Source organism: Arthrobacter sp. Soil764 (assembly GCF_001428075.1).
In the GTDB taxonomy this organism is placed as follows: domain Bacteria; phylum Actinomycetota; class Actinomycetes; order Actinomycetales; family Micrococcaceae; genus Arthrobacter.
The window spans coordinates 56916-73142 of the sequence record NZ_LMSI01000025.1 but is presented as its reverse complement, the minus strand read 5'-3'; the positions used below and the strand labels follow the sequence as shown (position 1 = coordinate 73142).

15 protein-coding genes are annotated in these 16227 nt (G+C 67.3%); 12 read left to right on the top strand and 3 right to left on the bottom strand.

The features are described 5' to 3' along the window. Position 1 precedes the first annotated feature (1 nt). Positions 2 to 268: a MoaD/ThiS family protein gene (locus ASG86_RS19345; RefSeq protein WP_056338374.1), complete on the bottom strand. Its 267-nt coding sequence runs from the start codon at positions 266 to 268 to the stop codon at positions 2 to 4. A gap of 5 nt (positions 269 to 273) precedes the next feature. After that, the gene (gene moaA / locus ASG86_RS19340) at positions 274 to 1401 is read right to left on the bottom strand and encodes a GTP 3',8-cyclase MoaA (protein WP_200946298.1); all 1128 of its coding nucleotides are present in this window, start codon (positions 1399 to 1401) and stop codon (positions 274 to 276) included. Between the two features lie 192 nt (positions 1402 to 1593). On the opposite strand from moaA, the gene ASG86_RS19335 reads away from it, so the two are divergent. The 8 genes from ASG86_RS19335 (at position 1594) to ASG86_RS19300 (ending at position 8611) form a co-directional block, all read left to right on the top strand. After that, positions 1594 to 3186 (top strand): molybdopterin-dependent oxidoreductase, encoded by a 1593-nt coding sequence (locus ASG86_RS19335; RefSeq protein WP_056338738.1) that lies wholly within the window; start codon positions 1594 to 1596, stop codon positions 3184 to 3186. Positions 3187 to 3243: 57 nt separating this feature from the next. Beyond that, a complete protein-coding gene (locus ASG86_RS19330) occupies positions 3244 to 4509 on the top strand; it encodes a molybdopterin molybdotransferase MoeA (protein WP_056338368.1) in 1266 nt (421 codons plus the stop codon). Then, positions 4497 to 4988, top strand: a complete 492-nt coding sequence (moaC, locus tag ASG86_RS19325) for a cyclic pyranopterin monophosphate synthase MoaC (protein WP_056338365.1) — start codon at positions 4497 to 4499, stop codon at positions 4986 to 4988. Before ASG86_RS19330 ends, moaC begins: the two co-directional genes overlap by 13 nt. Before the next feature lie 14 nt (positions 4989 to 5002). After that, positions 5003 to 5515 carry a MogA/MoaB family molybdenum cofactor biosynthesis protein gene (locus tag ASG86_RS19320; RefSeq protein ID WP_056338734.1) on the top strand — a complete coding sequence of 171 codons (513 nt, stop codon included), beginning with the start codon at positions 5003 to 5005 and terminating at the stop codon, positions 5513 to 5515. Further along, complete coding sequence (locus tag ASG86_RS19315) at positions 5505 to 5996, top strand: molybdenum cofactor biosynthesis protein MoaE (RefSeq protein WP_056338363.1); 492 nt, start codon at positions 5505 to 5507, stop codon at positions 5994 to 5996. Before ASG86_RS19320 ends, ASG86_RS19315 begins: the two co-directional genes overlap by 11 nt. 111 nt (positions 5997 to 6107) lie before the next feature. Further along, positions 6108 to 6878 carry a 4-hydroxy-tetrahydrodipicolinate reductase gene (dapB, locus tag ASG86_RS19310; RefSeq protein WP_056338360.1) on the top strand — a complete coding sequence of 257 codons (771 nt, stop codon included), beginning with the start codon at positions 6108 to 6110 and terminating at the stop codon, positions 6876 to 6878. Positions 6879 to 6881: 3 nt separating this feature from the next. Next, the gene (locus ASG86_RS19305) at positions 6882 to 7364 is read left to right on the top strand and encodes a hypothetical protein (protein ID WP_056338357.1); all 483 of its coding nucleotides are present in this window, start codon (positions 6882 to 6884) and stop codon (positions 7362 to 7364) included. A 239-nt stretch (positions 7365 to 7603) separates the two neighbouring features. Then, positions 7604 to 8611: a TM2 domain-containing protein gene (locus tag ASG86_RS19300; protein ID WP_056338354.1), complete on the top strand. Its 1008-nt coding sequence runs from the start codon at positions 7604 to 7606 to the stop codon at positions 8609 to 8611. A gap of 119 nt (positions 8612 to 8730) precedes the next feature. Here ASG86_RS19300 and ASG86_RS19295 read toward each other — a convergent pair whose 3' ends face one another. Continuing rightward, the gene (locus tag ASG86_RS19295) at positions 8731 to 9966 is read right to left on the bottom strand and encodes a heparan-alpha-glucosaminide N-acetyltransferase domain-containing protein (protein WP_056338351.1); all 1236 of its coding nucleotides are present in this window, start codon (positions 9964 to 9966) and stop codon (positions 8731 to 8733) included. Positions 9967 to 10066: 100 nt separating this feature from the next. Here ASG86_RS19295 and ASG86_RS19290 point away from each other — a divergent pair, with 100 nt between their 5' ends. The 4 genes from ASG86_RS19290 (at position 10067) to ASG86_RS19275 (ending at position 16215) form a co-directional block, all read left to right on the top strand. Next, positions 10067 to 10456 (top strand): hypothetical protein, encoded by a 390-nt coding sequence (locus ASG86_RS19290; protein WP_235565239.1) that lies wholly within the window; start codon positions 10067 to 10069, stop codon positions 10454 to 10456. Positions 10457 to 10514: 58 nt separating this feature from the next. Continuing rightward, entirely contained in the window at positions 10515 to 11423 is a 909-nt protein-coding gene (gene dapA / locus ASG86_RS19285; RefSeq protein WP_056338349.1) for a 4-hydroxy-tetrahydrodipicolinate synthase, read from the top strand. Between the two features lie 40 nt (positions 11424 to 11463). Beyond that, entirely contained in the window at positions 11464 to 13155 is a 1692-nt protein-coding gene (locus ASG86_RS19280; protein WP_056338346.1) for a ribonuclease J, read from the top strand. Positions 13156 to 13314: 159 nt separating this feature from the next. Further along, positions 13315 to 16215, top strand: a complete 2901-nt coding sequence (locus ASG86_RS19275) for an FtsK/SpoIIIE family DNA translocase (RefSeq protein ID WP_056338343.1) — start codon at positions 13315 to 13317, stop codon at positions 16213 to 16215. Positions 16216 to 16227 lie beyond the last annotated feature (12 nt).

Sequence of the window (16227 nt, the reverse complement as noted above, 5' to 3'; positions counted from 1 at the left end):
TTTACCCGCCGGCGAACGGAGGCAGCACGTCCACCACGTCGTCCGGACCAAGAACTGTCGAGCGGTCCCGCACCGCCACCTCATTGAGCAGGAAGCTGCTGCGGGACAGGATGCGCGGAAGCGGCGGCGTCCCGGCAGGGGGTTCGGCACGCTCCACGGCGAGCACCGCCTCCAGCAGGTCCGCCACGGTAGCACCATCGGGAAGTTCGAACTTTTCTTCCTCGAAACCTGCGGCAGCGCGTGCGGCAGCAAAATAACGTACAAGCATCCCGGTCAGCCCCCGATGGCGCTCATGCTGCGGTCCGGCTGGACGAAGTCCGGAGCATCCAGTCCCACATGGTCCATGCCGTGGGCCTTCGGTTTGATCCACATGGCGTCCTGCCACCGCTGCGCCAGCTCATCGTCGGTGGCGCCGGCCCGCAACAAGCCCAGCAGGTCGAACTCCTCGCGCGAGAACAGGCAACTCATGATCTTGCCCTCGGCAGTGATCCTGGTGCGCCGGCAGTCAGAGCAAAACGGCTCCGTGACGGAAGCGATAATTCCCACGGTGCCCAGCACCGGACCAGCCGGATCCGCCGAACCTGCCGCCCGCCGTCGTACTTCAAACCGCTCCGCAGGGGCACCGTCACGCGCCCGGGGATCGGGGCTGAGGACAAAGTCGCGGGACAGCAGATCGCGGATCTCGGCTGCGGTGATCATGTTGCGGCGGGTCCAGCCGTGATCGGCGTCCAACGGCATCTGTTCGATGAACCGCAGTTCGTAGCCGCGTCCCAACGCCCAGTCGAGCAGCTGCGGCGATTCGGCATCGTTAATGCCGCGCATCAGGACAGCGTTCAGTTTGACCGGGCCCAGGCCGGCAGCCCACGCGGCGTCCACGCCGGCCAGGACCTGGCCCAGGAACGGACGCCGGGTCAGCTTGGTGAACGTTTCTTCATGCAGGGAATCCAGTGACACATTGATGCGGGTCAGGCCGGCTTCCTTGAGGGCTGCGGCCTTCTTGGCCAGGCCAACACCGTTGGTGGTCATGGAGATCGGCAGGTCCGGGTGGTTGGCCCGCAGTTCCGCGATGATCTGCACCAGGTCGTGCCGGACAAGCGGCTCGCCGCCGGTCAGCCGCAGTTCGCGGACACCCAGCTGCTCCACGCCAACCTTGACAGTCCGCACGATCTCCCCGGCAGACATGACAGCCTGCTTGGCGAGCCATTCCAGGCCCTCTGCCGGCATGCAGTAGGTGCAGCGGAGGTTGCACTTGTCCGTCAGGGACAGCCTCATGTCGGTGGCGCGGCGGCCATACCGATCCACCAGCCCGGCCGGTGCATCGGCCGGGCGGCGCGCGGGAACGCCGGGCAGCGCCGATGCTGCTTCCTCCCGCGGCTGGGGCATGCCTAGCTGGACACTCATGAAATCAGGCTACGCCACGTTGAGCCGCCCATCACACCTGTGACCAGAGTCAGCTGGGCAAGATATATGGGCGCACCGCCGCAGGCGACCCTTGGCAAACCTATGCTGGAAGGTGTGGAGAGTTCCCAGCGCCGGCACACGGCGGACGACGACGGCGCCGGCCTTGGGGAGCGCGTGGAGAGTCCCGTCCCGATGCAGGCAGTCCCACGCGCCAGGGGTGGTTGGGCTGCGGCTGCCGGGATAGCCGCGGCAGGAGCCGGCGTGGCAGTGGGGGAGTTGGCCGCGGGGGTCCTCAGCCCATCCCTGTCACCGTTGACAGCCGTGGGCGGCGCCGTCATCGACGCCGTCCCTCCCGGCGTCAAGGACTGGGCGATCTCCGTCTTCGGCACGGCAGACAAGGCGGCCCTCCTGGTGGGAATGGCGCTGGTCATCGCTGCCCTGGCCGCGCTGGCCGGAGTCCTTGAGTACCGGCGGCGGTTCACCGGTGCTGCCGTGATGGGAATCTTCGGACTCGCCGGAGCTGCCGCCGTCCTGACGCGTTCCCAGATGACCCCCATGTCACTCATCCCGCCGCTCCTGGCCGCGGGCGCCGCCGTCGTGCTGTTGCGCGTCCTGGTGCCAAGGCTGCACGCGTGGGACGTGTCCATGCCCGTCCACCCAACTGCGAGCCAGCCTGCTGCCGCTGCCGGAACCACGGCCGGCCCCGTGGCCGCCCAATCCCGCCGCAGCTTCTTCCAGTTCCTCGGTGTTACCGCAGCGGCTTCTGCGGCGGGAGGAGTACTGGCGGGAATCTGGCGCGGGGCCACCATGGCGGTCACGGAGGCCCGGGCACGGATCACCCTTCCCGCAGCGGCGTCACCGGCAAAGCCCGTGCCTGCTGCTGCGGAGTCGGGTGTTGCAGGGACGACACCGCTGGTAACCCCTAACCGGGACTTCTACCGGATCGACACCGCGCTGTCCGTCCCGGCGGTGAACCCGGATAGCTGGGTCCTGAAAGTGACCGGCAAGGTAGCCCGGGAAGTCCAGCTCTCCTACGCGGACCTCCTGGCCAAGCCGCTGACCGAACGGCACATCACCATCGCCTGCGTCTCCAACGGCGTGGGCGGTGACCTGATCGGAAATGCCCGTTGGCTGGGCTGGCCAGTCCGGGAACTGCTGGCCCTGGCCGGTCCCCAGCCGGACGCCGACATGGTCCTCTCCCGCAGCGCCGACGGCTGGACCGCCGGGACGCCGCTGGAGGTCCTCACCGATAACCGGGATGCCCTGCTGGCTGTGGGCATGAACGGTGAACCGCTGCCGCTGGAGCACGGCTTCCCGGTCCGCCTGGTGGTTCCGGGCCTGTATGGCTATGTCTCGGCCACCAAATGGGTCACCGAACTCAAACTCACCCGGTTCGCCGACGACGCCGGGTACTGGACTCCGCGTGGCTGGTCCGAGCGCGGGCCCATCAAGACGTCGTCCCGCATTGACGTCCCCCGCAGCGGCCGCCCGGTCAATGCGGGAACGGTTGTTTTCGCCGGAGTCGCCTGGGCCCAGCACACCGGCATCCGGAAGGTGGAACTGCGGATCAACCGCGGACCGTGGCGGGAAGCGGATCTCGCCACGGGGATCTCCGCCGACACCTGGTACCAGTGGAAGCTGGACGTGGACCTCACCCCGGGGCAGTACGAGGTCCAGGTGCGCGCCACCAACCACGCGGGTGAACTCCAGGACGAAACCGCACGCCCACCGGCGCCCGACGGAGCCACCGGATTCCACACCGTTAGAGTGGACGTGAAATCCTGACGGCCTCGGCCCACCTGAGGACCAGACCACCTGACGGCCCAGACCAAAGGCGCACCCATGACCAGCCACACCACGCAGGGCCCCGCCCACCACGCAGCGGAGCACGCCCGGTCCGTCGCTGAGCATGCAGCCGCCGTCGTCGAACTTCTCCGGCCGCTCCGGACAACGGACCGCATCGAAACCCTGCCACTCAGCCAGGCACTGGGCCGCGGCCTGGTGGGCGACGTCGCCGCGCCGATCAGCCTTCCCCCCTTCGCCAATTCCCAGATGGACGGGTACGCCGTCCGTTCTGCGGACATTCCCGACGCCGGCGCTGACCTGGGCATCATGTCCCCGGTTCCCGCCGGGTCAAGTCCGCAGCCGCTCGAGCCGGGCACTGCGGCGCCCATCATGACCGGTGCCATGATCCCGGCGGGGGCCGACGCCGTCGTGCCTATTGAAAAGGCGGTGCCGGACCACTTCCTGGCATCCGTTGACGGGCAGACAGTAATGCTGCCGGCTACCGCACCCGGAACGTTCGTGCGCTTCCCGGGCAGCGACATCAGGGCAGGGGAGCGTGCCCTGGCCGCCGGGACGTGCCTGGGGCCGGCCCAGTTGGGGCTGCTCGCCGCCCTGGGCCTGCCGGAGGTGGCAGTGTACAAGGTGGTGACCGTCCTGCTGGTCACCACGGGGGACGAGGTGGTGGAACCCGGCCTGCCGCTCCCGCCCGGCAAGATCTACGACTCCAACGGAACACTCCTGGAAGCCGCCATGAAACAGGCGGGCCTGGCAGTCCGGCGCACCGGCATTTCAACCGACAACCCGGCCGAACTCCAGGCGCTGCTGCGGACCGAAGGCCGGGACGCCGACCTGATCGTCACCACCGGCGGGGTCAGCAAGGGGGCCTACGAAGTGGTTCGGCAGGCAATGGCGGACCAGCCGGTGGACTTCCTGCACGTGGCCATGCAGCCGGGCGGGCCCCAGGGACTGGGAACGTTCGACGGTGTCCCCTTCGTTGGGTTTCCCGGCAATCCGGTCAGCTGCCTGGTGTCCTTCGAGATGTTCCTCCGCCCCGCACTGTCGGAATTGCTTGGGGCGCCGGCCCGAAGGCTGCCGCTGCGCGCCCGCCTCGACCTTGGAGGGGCGGGCGGGAAACTCACCTCGCCCCGGCACAAGCACCAGGTCCGGCGCGGCAGCCTGCAGCCGGACGGAACCGTTCGGCTGGAGGGCGGCGAGAGCTCGCACCTGATGCACGCCCTCGCCGGATCGAACGTCCTGGTCCACGTTCCTTCCGGTGTAACGGAACTCGCCGGCGGCGACGAGGTGGAAGTATGGATGCTGTGAACGCAGAACATACCCCCGCACTGACGCACCTGCGCCAGGACGGCAGCGCCCAGATGGTGGATGTCTCCGCCAAAGCCGAGACCACCCGGGAAGCTACGGCCACCGCCACCGTCAGGACCACCACCGAGGTGATGCAGCTCCTGGGCACTGGCGGCCTCCCCAAGGGCGATGCCCTGGCCGTGGCCCGCGTGGCAGGCATCATGGGCGCCAAGAAGACGCCGGACCTGATTCCGCTCTGCCACCCGCTGCCCCTCTCAAAAGTCACCGTTGACTTCGACCTCGGCACTGACGCCGTGACCATCAGCTCCACCGTGAAGACCCGGGGTGTCACCGGCGTGGAGATGGAGGCCCTGACCGCAGTGTCAGTGGCAGCCCTTAGTGTCTACGACATGATCAAGGCGGTGGACAAGCATGCCGTCCTGACGGAAATCAAGGTGCTGGCCAAGAGCGGCGGCAAGAGCGGAGACTGGGCACTGTGACCAACCCCAACGTCATGGACGTCTCCGAACCCCACCGCCACGGCGACGTGCAGGGGCGGAAGGCCGGCGTCGTGATCGCCTCCACCCGCGCCGCGGCCGGCATCTACGACGACGAAACCGGTCCCGTGATCACCGACTGGCTCACGGAACACGGCTTCGACGTCTTCCCTGCCATGGTGGTCCCCGACGGTGATCCCGTGGGCGCTGCCATCAGGGCCCTCCTCACCCAGCGTCCCGCCGTCGTCATTACCAGCGGCGGCACCGGCCTCAGCCCGGACGACCGCACGCCCGATGTCACCCTGCCGCTGCTGGACCGGGAAATCCCCGGCATCATGGAAGCGATCAGGCGGGCCGGCGCTGCCAAGACCCCGCTGGCGGCCCTGAGCAGGGGCTACGCCGGCGCCGCGGGCCGGACCTTTATTGTGAACCTGCCCGGGTCACCGAAAGGGGTCATGGACGGGCTCAGCGTCCTGGACCCGGTGATCGGGCACCTTTGCGACCAGTTGGAGGGCGGACATGGGCACTGACGCAGCATTCGAGGTAGTGCGGGCAGTCCTGAGCGCGGAGCCCATCTCCGTGGACCAGGCGATTGCCGCGGTGGAAAGCGATACCGCCGGTGCGGTGGTCAGCTTCAGCGGCGTGGTGCGCAACCACGACGGCGGCAAGGCCGTGGAGCGCCTCAGCTACAGTGCGCACCCCACGGCGCACCAGGTGATGGCCGACGTCGTCGCCCGGCTGGTTGCCGAGCAGAACGCAGTGGGGGAGGAGGCTGCCGGGGAGACTTCCGGGGGCAAGGCCGGCCAGCCGGTCCGGATCTGGGCCGCACACCGGATCGGGACGTTGGAGATCGGGGACCCGGCGCTGGTGTGCGCAGTATCCGCTGCGCACCGCGGGCAGGCCTTTGCGGTCTGCTCCGAACTGGTGGACCGGATCAAGGAACAGGTGCCCATCTGGAAGGAACAGTTCTTCGCGGACGGCACCGTGGAATGGGTCGGCGCCGGCGGCTGATGCCGTCCTGGGCCAGGCGCCGCTCAATGCGCCCGCTGGATGCCCCAACTGCGAGGTAACGCACGCTGCCCGGTTCCTGCACCATCCTGTCCCGCCGGTAGGGTTAACGCCATGACCGAACAACACTCCGTTTCCAAGCTGGTGGCCGTCCTTGGTGCCAACGGACGCATGGGCGCCGAGGCCGTCAAGGCCATTGATGCCGCGCCCGACATGAAGCTCGTCGCAGCCCTGGGACGGGGTGACTCATTGGAGCAGCTGACCGCCTCCGGTGCCCAGTACCTGGTGGACCTGACAGTCCCCGAAAGCACCGAAGCCAACGTGCGCTTCGCCGTTGAGCATGGAATCCACGCCGTGGTGGGCACCACCGGCTGGGACGCCGGCCGCCTGTCCGCGCTGGAATCCCTCCTGGCCGGGCACCCGGAGACGGGCGTACTCATCGCGCCGAACTTTGCCCTGGGCTCGGTGCTGGCCTCCGCCTTCGCCGCGAAGGCGTCCAAGTACTTCGAATCCGTGGAAATCATCGAACTCCACCATCCGGACAAGGTGGATGCCCCTTCCGGCACCGCCGTCCGCACGGCAGAACTCATTGCCGCTGAACGCGCGGCCGCCCAGGTGCCGCCCAGCCCCGATGCCACCACCACCGAACGTGCCGGCGCGCGCGGCTGCGACGTGGACGGTGTCCGCGTCCACAGCGTCCGGCTCCGCGGCCTCGTGGCACACCAGGAAGTCCTGCTCGGCGGGTCCGGCGAGCAGTTGACCCTCCGCCATGATTCCTTCGACCGCGCGTCGTTCATGCCGGGCGTGCTCCTGGGCGTCCGCAACGTCGCCGCACACCCCGGCCTGACCGTGGGCCTGGACGGCTACCTGGACCTGGGTCTCTAGGCCGTGAACGCTTTCGCAGCCGGCTTCCGGAAGAACCGCACCAAGATCTGGGTGGGAGCGGTGACCCTGCTACTGGTCTTCTACCTGGTGGTGTCCTTCCAGCGTTCCCTCCTGCTGCTGGCGGACAGCAACCTGACGGCCAAGGCCATCGGCGCTGCCTACCTGGTGCTGCCCATCGTCGGCGCGTGGGCCTTGATCCGCGAGCTGATGTTCGGTGCCCGGACGGAGCAGATGGCAAAGGTCCTGGAAGCCGAGGGCGGGCTGCCCGTCGATGAACTTCCCCGCACGCCCGGCGGCAGGATCGTCCGCGCCGCTGCCGACGCGGAGTTCGAAAAGTACAGGGCTGAAGCTGAGGCTGCTCCTGGTGACTGGCGATCCTGGTTCCGGCTGAGCTGTGCCTATGACGCGGCCGGGGACCGCAAGCGCGCGCGTTCTTCCATGCGTGACGCCGTGAAGCTCTTCACCGCGGCGTCCCAGCCGCGCTAACCCCGCGCACGGTCTAACCCCCTGCTGCGGGGGAGGCATCAACATCAGTGGCGGTTGCCGGCGGCCGCTCACTTTCTGCGATGGGTATTTCTGCCCATCGCACCTCCCTGCCGCACGCGGTAGGTTCGTTGTGCAACATTTTCCGGCTTGGGGGGCGGACATGGGGTTGGCGGTTATTCCGCCACGGTCGTCCCTTGAACCCCACTTGCGCACCTGCACACCTTTACAAAGGACGACCAATGAGCCACCCGAACTACCCCCACGCGCCCCAGGGCGGACCGTCGGCGCCGCCGATTCCCCCAGCGCCGTCCAGCTTTGAAGGGCAGCCCTCCTTCGAGGGGCGGTACCCGGCAGGCCCCCAGGGGAAATACCAGCCAGGATCCTATGGGCAGGGTCCATACTCCGACCGGCCCCGCAAGTCCTTCGTGACCACCTGGATCCTGTCCCTGCTCCTGGGCACCTTTGGCGCCGACCGCTTCTACCTTGGCAAGATCGGCTCGGGTGTTGCCAAGCTGCTGACTGCTGGGGGCCTGGGTATCTGGTCCATTGTGGACCTGATCATGACCTTGACCGGGAACACCAGGGATAAAGACGGGCGACCCCTGGACGGCTATCCGGAGAACAAGAAGAAGGCCTGGATCATCACCGGTGTCGTTTGGCTGGTGAGCATCATTACCGGGGTTGTGCTGGCCATTATGTCCGTGGCCATGATTACTGCTGCGGTTAGCGGCCGGAACATCCCCGTTCCACCGGACCTTCCTTCGGCTTCCCAAGCCGCACCCGCACCCTCAAATGGGACCGCACCCTCAAATGGGACCGCACCGTCAAATGGGACATCCCCGTCCAATGCGACCGGGGCCGGTGCGAACTCCTTCGTGGCCACGGTGTCCGAAGGCAACACTGTGAAGATCGGCGTTCTCGACTCCATTTACACCACCGAGATACCGGACATGACTTATCTTGAACCGAAGAATGGCGGCTTCCTGGCGGTACAGGTTTCCTGGGAGACGCTGACCGGCAGCAGCTTCTCCAGCCCATCGAATTTCACGGTCTACGATGCCGACGGGAAAGAGGGTGAACTGGTCTACCTGGATGAGGGACTGGGAGCCCTGCCCACCGATGAGGTCGGCGCCGGCGATGTCCGCGAAGGTGTCATTGCGTTCGACGTGAAGAAGGGCCCGGTCCAGGTGGTGGTGAACGATGACTACGGCGACAAGACGGCAACCTTCACGCTGACCCCGCAATAGCCCGGGGCGCAACTTAACTGTCCGGAAGGAAACCCGCGGCGCCATCCAGTGGCCGGCCGCGGGTTCCTTTTCATGTGATGCGAAGCTCCTCGCGCAGCCCCGTGTGCAACCCCTGGGGTTCAGGCCAGGGCCTTAAAGCCGCCACGCCCCACCAGGCTTGCCCCATGGCCCACCCATTCCAGCGGGCCCCGCCACATCAGCCGCGCGAACACGATGCCCACACCGATGGCAAGGGCGGCGTGGGCAAAGTACATCCCGTCCTGGGTCCAGCCTGCCGGCATGGGTTTGAGGTAGAAGCCGGAGACCACCCAGACATGGACGGTGTACAGGGTCAGCGTCATGGCACCGGGGCCCCGCAACGGCAGCAGCAGGTCCAGGTCCACCCATTCTGCGAGGCGCTCCAGGAGCAGGCACGCACCGATGACGGCCGCCGCCACGGCCGAGGTATGCAGCAGGTCAAGCGGGGTGCCGGAATGCGGTGCGGCCGATGCAAGCCACCACCACGAACCCTCCTGTGGCAGTCCGGCCAGGTTCACCTGCAGTACGCTGCCCAGCGGGTATCCCGGCGAGTTGAGGATCTTCTCCAGCGCCGCCCGGCCGCCCCAATCCTCCATCGCCGCCACACCCAGTGTCTTGGCTACCACAGCCACCACTGTTCCGCCCACCAGCAGCAGCACGGGCACCACTGCCTTGGCCAGGAGCAGCCGGCCGATGGCCAGTCCCACCAGCAGGTAGGCCAGCCACTGCAAGACGGGGTAGTAGCCCGTGAGGAACAGGTCGGCGAGCAGCCGGGACGGTGTTCCGAGGTCCTCCCAGCGTGGGTTGTGGCCCAGCCTCAGGGGCGGCTCGGGGGCAAGGAGCCAGGGCCGCAGCAGGTAGGCCAGCACCGGCGACACCAGGATCCAGCCGGCGGCCCACGCGCACAGGCGCTTCACGCCCAGTCCCAGGAAGGGAAGGACGCACAGGAACAGCACGGCGTAGTGGACCAGGATGATGGCCACGTTCACTTCCAGGGCGCCCAGGGTCAGCCCGACGGCGGCAATCACCAGGGCGCGGAGTGCCACGCCGCGGCGGGCCGCCGAGAGTTCGGGGCCCTGCAACGGCTTGTCCTTCCCCGTGGACAGGGCAAGTCCCACCCCGGCCAGCACGGCGAACAGGGCGGCAGCGCGGCCGGAAAACGTGAGGCCTATCCACGTCGGCGTGAGATCCGCATTCGATTCGAATGTCGGCAGCAGGTGGGTGGCCATCATGCCCAGCAGCGCCAGGCCGCGGGCTGCATCCACGCCCCGAAGGCGGCCCGGTTGATGACGGCTTGCGGTCTTCCGGGGCCGGGTGGCCGGGGTGCGGGACGTCATGACCAGATCGTCTCACATACGCCTGAGGCGTGGCTGTCACACGGAAGGCGCAGTCCAGCACACTCTTGTGTTCGAATATATGTTCGAATACCATGGGGCCATGGAGATGCCACCGTCAGAAGCCATTGCCCCGCAGGGATTCAACCCTCCACCGGTGCCCGCCGACGGGAACGCGGGAGATGGGCTGTTGAAGGCCATGAGTCCGGGCGTGGTGGACTACCTGTTCCGGCAGCTTGTCTCCGGGCGCCCAGCCGAGGACGTCCAGTGGGAACGGGAAGGCGTCACCCTGGCCGCGCAGCCGGAAGGGGCGGAGCTTGCGCGCCGGCTGGCAGAGACGGACCTTGACGCCCTGACGCCCACCGAGCTGTTTCACTATGTACGGGCTGCGCAGCGGCTCGCCTCCTGGGCTGAGGGCCTCCGGCAGGCCGCCGTCGGCCGCTATTGCCATGCCGGAACGGATGCGCGACAGTCCGGGCGGAACCGTATTTGACGCTTGTCACGCCCGTGGCATTGTCCTAACCAGCCGGGGACAGGGTAACGTTTTTTCCATGGCTGACTCTTCCGCGCACATCCCTGCCCTCGGTACCCTCCTGACCGCCATGGTCACGCCGTTCACCAAGGACGACGCAGTGGATTACGACCAGGCGGCAGCGCTGGCCAGCAAGCTGGTCGACGACGGCTGTGACGGCCTGGTGGTCACCGGCACCACCGGCGAAACCTCCACGCTCACGGACGAAGAGAACCTTGGCATGTTCCGCGCCGTGAAGGACGCCGTGGGCGGCCGTGCGGCCATCATCGCCGGTACCGGTACCAACGACACCGCGCACTCGGTCCACCTCTCCCAGCAGGCTGCAGCCCTCGGCGTCGATGGCCTCCTCCTGGTGACCCCTTACTACAACAAGCCCAGCCAGGCCGGTGTCCGCGCCCACTTTGAGACCATCGCCTCCGCCGTGGACGTACCCGTCATGCTGTACGACATTCCCGGCCGGTCCTCCATCCCGATCGAACCCGACACCATGATCCGGCTGGCCCAGCACCCCAACATCGTGGCAGTCAAAGACGCCAAGGCCGACTTTGTGGCAGCCACCCGTGTCATGGCGGAAACGGACCTCCTGTTCTACTCGGGCGACGACGGACTGACCCTTCCCTGGATGGCGCTGGGCGCCGTCGGCCTGGTGGGCGTTACCACCCACGTGGCCACCCGCCGCTTCCGCGAACTCATCGACGCCGTCAACGCAAACGACCTGGGCACCGCCCGCAAGATCAACTTCGAGCTGCAGCCGGTGGTCCGCGCAACCATGACACGGGTCCAGGGCGCCGTGGCGGCCAAACAGATTCTTAAATGGCAGGGAGTCCTGCCCAACTCGATTGTCCGTTTGCCCCTCGTGGAGCCGGACGAAACCGAGATCGAAACCATCCGCGGGGATTTGGCGGAAGCGGGGCTGGTCTTCTCCTGAGGCTAAGACCGGCACCCTTCCGCCTGGAAAGTAGTGCACTATGACCCAATCTGCCCTTACCGGCCTTGTTACCCCTCCGCGCCTGCCCCAGGGCACGCTCCGGATTGTTCCGCTTGGCGGCCTGGGGGAGATCGGCCGGAACATGGCCGTGTTCGAAATCGACGGCAAGCTGCTGATCGTGGACTGCGGCGTCCTCTTTCCGGAGGAAACCCAGCCCGGTGTTGACCTGATCCTGCCCGATTTCTCGTACATCGAGGACCGGCTGGATGACGTCGTGGCCGTCATCCTGACGCACGGCCACGAGGACCACATCGGCGCCGTGCCGTATCTGCTGCGCCTGCGCAACGACATCCCCCTGGTGGGGTCCCAGCTGACCCTCGCCCTGATCGAGGCGAAGCTGCAGGAGCACCGCATCCGGCCCTACACGCTGACCGTGGAAGAGGGCCAGGTGGAGAAGTTCGGGCCCTTCGAATGCGAGTTCGTGGCCGTGAACCACTCCATCCCGGACGCCCTGGCCGTGTTTATCCGCACCGCGGGCGGTACGGTCCTGCACACCGGCGACTTCAAGATGGACCAGCTGCCGCTGGACGGGCGCATCACCGACCTCCGGCACTTCGCCAAGCTCGGCGAAGAGGGCGTGGACCTCTTCATGTCCGACTCCACCAACGCCGACGTCCCCGGATTCACCACCGCGGAGAAGGAAATCGGCCCCACCCTGGAGCGGCTGTTCGGCCAGGCCACCAAGCGCATCATCGTGGCCTCCTTCTCCTCCCACGTCCACCGTGTGCAGCAGGTCCTGGACGCCGCGGCCAAGCACAACCGCAAGGTGGCCTTCGTGGGCCGCTCCATGGTCCGCAACATGGCCATCGCCGAGAAGCTGGGCTACCTGGACGTCCCCGCCGGGCTGATCGTGGACATCAAGAACATCGACAACCTCCCGGACAATCGCGTGGTGCTTATGTCCACCGGATCACAGGGCGAGCCGATGGCAGCCCTGTCCCGGATGGCCAACGGCGACCACAGGGTGGTGGTGGGCGACGGCGACACCGTCATCCTGGCTTCCAGCCTCATCCCGGGCAACGAGAACGCGGTGTTCCGGATCATCAACGGCCTCCTGAAGCTTGGCGCCGACGTGATCCACAAGGGCAACGCCAAGGTCCACGTATCGGGGCACGCCGCTGCCGGTGAGCTGCTGTACTGCTACAACATCCTTGAGCCGCTCAACGCCATGCCGGTGCACGGTGAAACCCGGCACCTGATTGCCAACGGCAAGATCGCCATTGAGTCCGGCGTCCCGGACGCCAGCGTCATCCTTGCGGACAACGGCACCGTCATCGACCTCCGCGACCACCAGGCGGACATTGTCGGCCAGGTGGAGGTGGGCTTCGTCTACGTGGACGGCTCCAGCGTGGGCGAGATCACCGACGCAGACCTCAAGGACCGCCGCATCCTGGGCGATGAGGGCTTCATCTCCATCATCACGGTCATCCACCGCGCTACCGGCAAGGTGGTGTCCGGCCCGGAGATCCATGCCCGCGGCGTTGCCGAGGATGATTCGGTGTTCGACGACATCATCCCCAAGATCAACGCTGCACTGGAGGAAGCGGTCCAGAACCACGCCGACCACACCAGCCACCAGCTCCAGCAGGTAGTGCGCCGCGTCGTAGGCACCTGGGTCAACCGCAAGCTGCGCCGCAAGCCCATGATCATTCCCGTGGTGCTCGAGGCCTGATACCAGACGGCACCGCGTCGGCGGATCCCCGGAAGGGCCCGGTTCTTCATGGACCGGGCCCTTCCGCGTATCCCGGGCGGTTCTACGCTGCCGCCCGGAGGGTAGGCCGGCGGCCCCGATATCCCCGGAATCACAGCATGCTTCCGGTACCGTGGCAGTATGGCCACACGTACTACTTCCGCGCCCAAAGGTACCGGCAGGGGGAGCTCCGGCAGCAAAGCCGGCAGCTCCACAGGCCGCGGAACCGGCTCCACCGCCAGCAGGACGGGGCGCGGCGGCTCATCCAGCACCGCACGCACCCGCCAGCTTCCCGCCGTCGAACACCACCAGCCCTGGCTGCTGCGCGTCGTCGGCGGAGCATGGCTGGGAGTGGGCCACCTGGTGGGCGGGGGAGTGCGCCGCATCGGCCACGACGTCAGCGACATCCCCGCGGAGGAACGCCGCGACGGCGCCGCCCTGTTCAACCTGGCACTGGGCATCTTCATCGCCACCTTCGCCTGGTGGGGCCTGACGGGCTGGTTCCCGGACGCCGTCTACGCCGTGGTGAACGGCACCTTCGGCTGGATCTCCCTGCTGCTCCCGCTCATGCTTTTCGTGTGCGCCTTCCGGCTGTTCCGCCAGCCCTCAGACGGCCGGGGCAACAACAGGGTGGGCATCGGCTTCCTGATCATGACGTTCGCCGGCTGCGGGCTGGCGCACATCCTCGGCGGCCAGCCCACGGTTGCCGACGGCTTCGACGGCCTCCGCAAAGCAGGCGGCATGCTCGGCTTCCTGGCGGCCACGCCCCTGGCCGCCATCCATGCCGCCGTGCCCGTGGTCCTCTACGGCCTGCTGGCCTTTGTCTCATTGCTGATCATCACCGCCACGCCGTTCACGGCCATCCCGCGCCGGATCCGCGGAGCCTACGAACACCTCATGGGCATCGACCTGATGGACCAGGAACATCCCGGGGACGCCCACGACCGCAGCTACCTGGAGCGGTCTGCACCCGCGGCACCGAAAAAGAAGAAGCGCAAGCTGTTCGGCAAGGACCAGGAGTCCGACGCCGGCCTTGAGGGCTATGTGGGTGACGAGGCCTTCGAGCACGCCGTCATTGACGACGACGAGCGCGAACCTGCGCGGCCCGCGCCCGGAGTGCGGCGGCCCACCCAGGCGGAGATCGCCGTCGAAAAGATCAAGGCCGCACAGGGGCTGGGTGCCGGCGCCCAGGCGCCCCCGGCAGAAAACGCCACCGAGGCCATCCCGCTTGTCATCCCCGGTGCCGCCGCTCCCGCCAAGGCAGGCGCCGCACCCGCTGCTCCCACCGTGCCGTCGAATCCTGTAGCCCCCGCGCCGCCGCCCGTTCCCATTCCGCAGCGCACCGAACAACTGTCCCTGGCCGGAGACGTCACCTACACACTCCCTGCCTCGGACTACCTCACCCCGGGCTCCATCCCGAAGGAACGCACGGAAGCCAATGACGCCGTCGTCGCTGCCCTGACGGACACCCTGCAGCAGTTCAACGTCGATGCCACCGTCACGGGCTTCAGCCGCGGTCCCACTGTGACCCGCTACGAGATCGAACTTGCCCCGGGCACCAAGGTGGAGCGGGTTACCGCGCTTTCCAAGAACATCTCCTACGCCGTCGCGTCAAGCGATGTGCGTATCCTCAGTCCCATCCCGGGCAAGTCCGCCATCGGCATCGAAATCCCCAACACGGACCGCGAGACGGTGTCCCTGGGCGATGTCCTGCGGAGCCAGAACGCCCGGCGCACGGACCACCCGATGGTCATGGGCGTGGGCAAGGACGTTGAGGGTGGCTACGTGGTGGCCAATCTCGCCAAGATGCCCCACCTGCTGGTGGCCGGTGCCACCGGTGCCGGTAAGTCGTCCTTCGTGAACTCGATGATCACCTCCATCCTGATGCGCGCCACCCCCGATGAGGTGCGCATGGTGATGGTGGACCCCAAGCGGGTGGAACTGACCGCCTACGAAGGCGTCCCGCACCTGATCACACCCATCATCACCAACCCCAAGAAGGCCGCGGAAGCCCTGCAGTGGGTGGTGCGTGAAATGGATGCGCGCTACGACGACCTCGCCAACTACGGCTTCAAGCACATTGACGACTTCAACAAGGCGGTGCGGGCCGGCAAGGTCCAGCCGCCCGTGGACTCCAAGCGGGTCATCCGCCCTTACCCCTACCTGCTGGTGATCGTCGACGAGCTTGCCGACCTGATGATGGTGGCGCCCCGCGACGTCGAAGACTCGATCGTCCGCATTACCCAGCTCGCGCGTGCCGCCGGCATCCACCTTGTGCTGGCCACACAGCGTCCGTCCGTGGACGTCGTCACCGGCCTCATCAAGGCCAACGTGCCCTCGCGCATGGCGTTCGCCACGTCATCCGTCACCGACTCCCGCGTGGTCCTGGACCAGCCTGGTGCGGAAAAGCTCATTGGCCAGGGTGACGCGCTCTTCCTGCCCATGGGCGCCTCCAAGGCCATGCGCGTCCAGGGCGCCTGGGTTACCGAATCGGAAATCCACAAGGTGGTGGAGCACGTCAAGGGTCAGCTGCAGGCTGTTTACCGTGACGACGTTGCCCCTGAAGCGGAGAAGAAGCAGATCGACGACGACATCGGGGACGACCTCGAGGTGCTGCTGCAGGCCACCGAACTGGTGGTCACCACGCAGTTCGGTTCCACCTCCATGCTGCAGCGCAAGCTCCGCGTCGGGTTCGCCAAGGCAGGCCGGCTCATGGACCTGCTCGAGTCCCGCGGCGTGGTGGGTCCCTCCGAGGGCTCCAAAGCGCGCGATGTGCTGGTCAAGCCGGACGACCTCGCCGCCGTGCTGGCCGCCATGAAGGGCCAGGAGGCCCCCGCGGCGCCGGACTCCCAAACCGCCGCCCTCAGCGACAATGCCAACGCCAACATCGCCCAGGGCGGCTACGCCGAAGACCTCGTGGCGGCAGACCTCGACAAGCGGAAGCAGAACGTCGAATATTACGACGGCTCCGATGCCGCTCCGGGCGGGTATGGCGATGATGACGACGGCTCCGAAGACGCCTGGTCCCTCACCGGGCGCTAGGCCGGTAGCCTA

Excerpts from the sequence above, each read along its gene's own strand:
- ASG86_RS19345 (WP_056338374.1), bottom strand. The coding sequence starts at position 268 with ATGCTTGTACGTTATTTTGCTGCCGCACGCGCTGCCGCAGGTTTCGAG.
- moaA (WP_200946298.1), bottom strand. The coding sequence starts at position 1,401 with ATGAGTGTCCAGCTAGGCATGCCCCAGCCGCGGGAGGAAGCAGCATCG.
- ASG86_RS19335 (WP_056338738.1), top strand. The coding sequence starts at position 1,594 with ATGCAGGCAGTCCCACGCGCCAGGGGTGGTTGGGCTGCGGCTGCCGGG.
- ASG86_RS19330 (WP_056338368.1), top strand. The coding sequence starts at position 3,244 with ATGACCAGCCACACCACGCAGGGCCCCGCCCACCACGCAGCGGAGCAC.
- moaC (WP_056338365.1), top strand. The coding sequence starts at position 4,497 with ATGGATGCTGTGAACGCAGAACATACCCCCGCACTGACGCACCTGCGC.
- ASG86_RS19320 (WP_056338734.1), top strand. The coding sequence starts at position 5,003 with ATGGACGTCTCCGAACCCCACCGCCACGGCGACGTGCAGGGGCGGAAG.
- ASG86_RS19315 (WP_056338363.1), top strand. The coding sequence starts at position 5,505 with ATGGGCACTGACGCAGCATTCGAGGTAGTGCGGGCAGTCCTGAGCGCG.
- dapB (WP_056338360.1), top strand. The coding sequence starts at position 6,108 with ATGACCGAACAACACTCCGTTTCCAAGCTGGTGGCCGTCCTTGGTGCC.
- ASG86_RS19300 (WP_056338354.1), top strand. The coding sequence starts at position 7,604 with ATGAGCCACCCGAACTACCCCCACGCGCCCCAGGGCGGACCGTCGGCG.
- ASG86_RS19295 (WP_056338351.1), bottom strand. The coding sequence starts at position 9,966 with ATGACGTCCCGCACCCCGGCCACCCGGCCCCGGAAGACCGCAAGCCGT.
- ASG86_RS19290 (WP_235565239.1), top strand. The coding sequence starts at position 10,067 with ATGGAGATGCCACCGTCAGAAGCCATTGCCCCGCAGGGATTCAACCCT.
- dapA (WP_056338349.1), top strand. The coding sequence starts at position 10,515 with ATGGCTGACTCTTCCGCGCACATCCCTGCCCTCGGTACCCTCCTGACC.
- ASG86_RS19280 (WP_056338346.1), top strand. The coding sequence starts at position 11,464 with ATGACCCAATCTGCCCTTACCGGCCTTGTTACCCCTCCGCGCCTGCCC.
- ASG86_RS19275 (WP_056338343.1), top strand. The coding sequence starts at position 13,315 with ATGGCCACACGTACTACTTCCGCGCCCAAAGGTACCGGCAGGGGGAGC.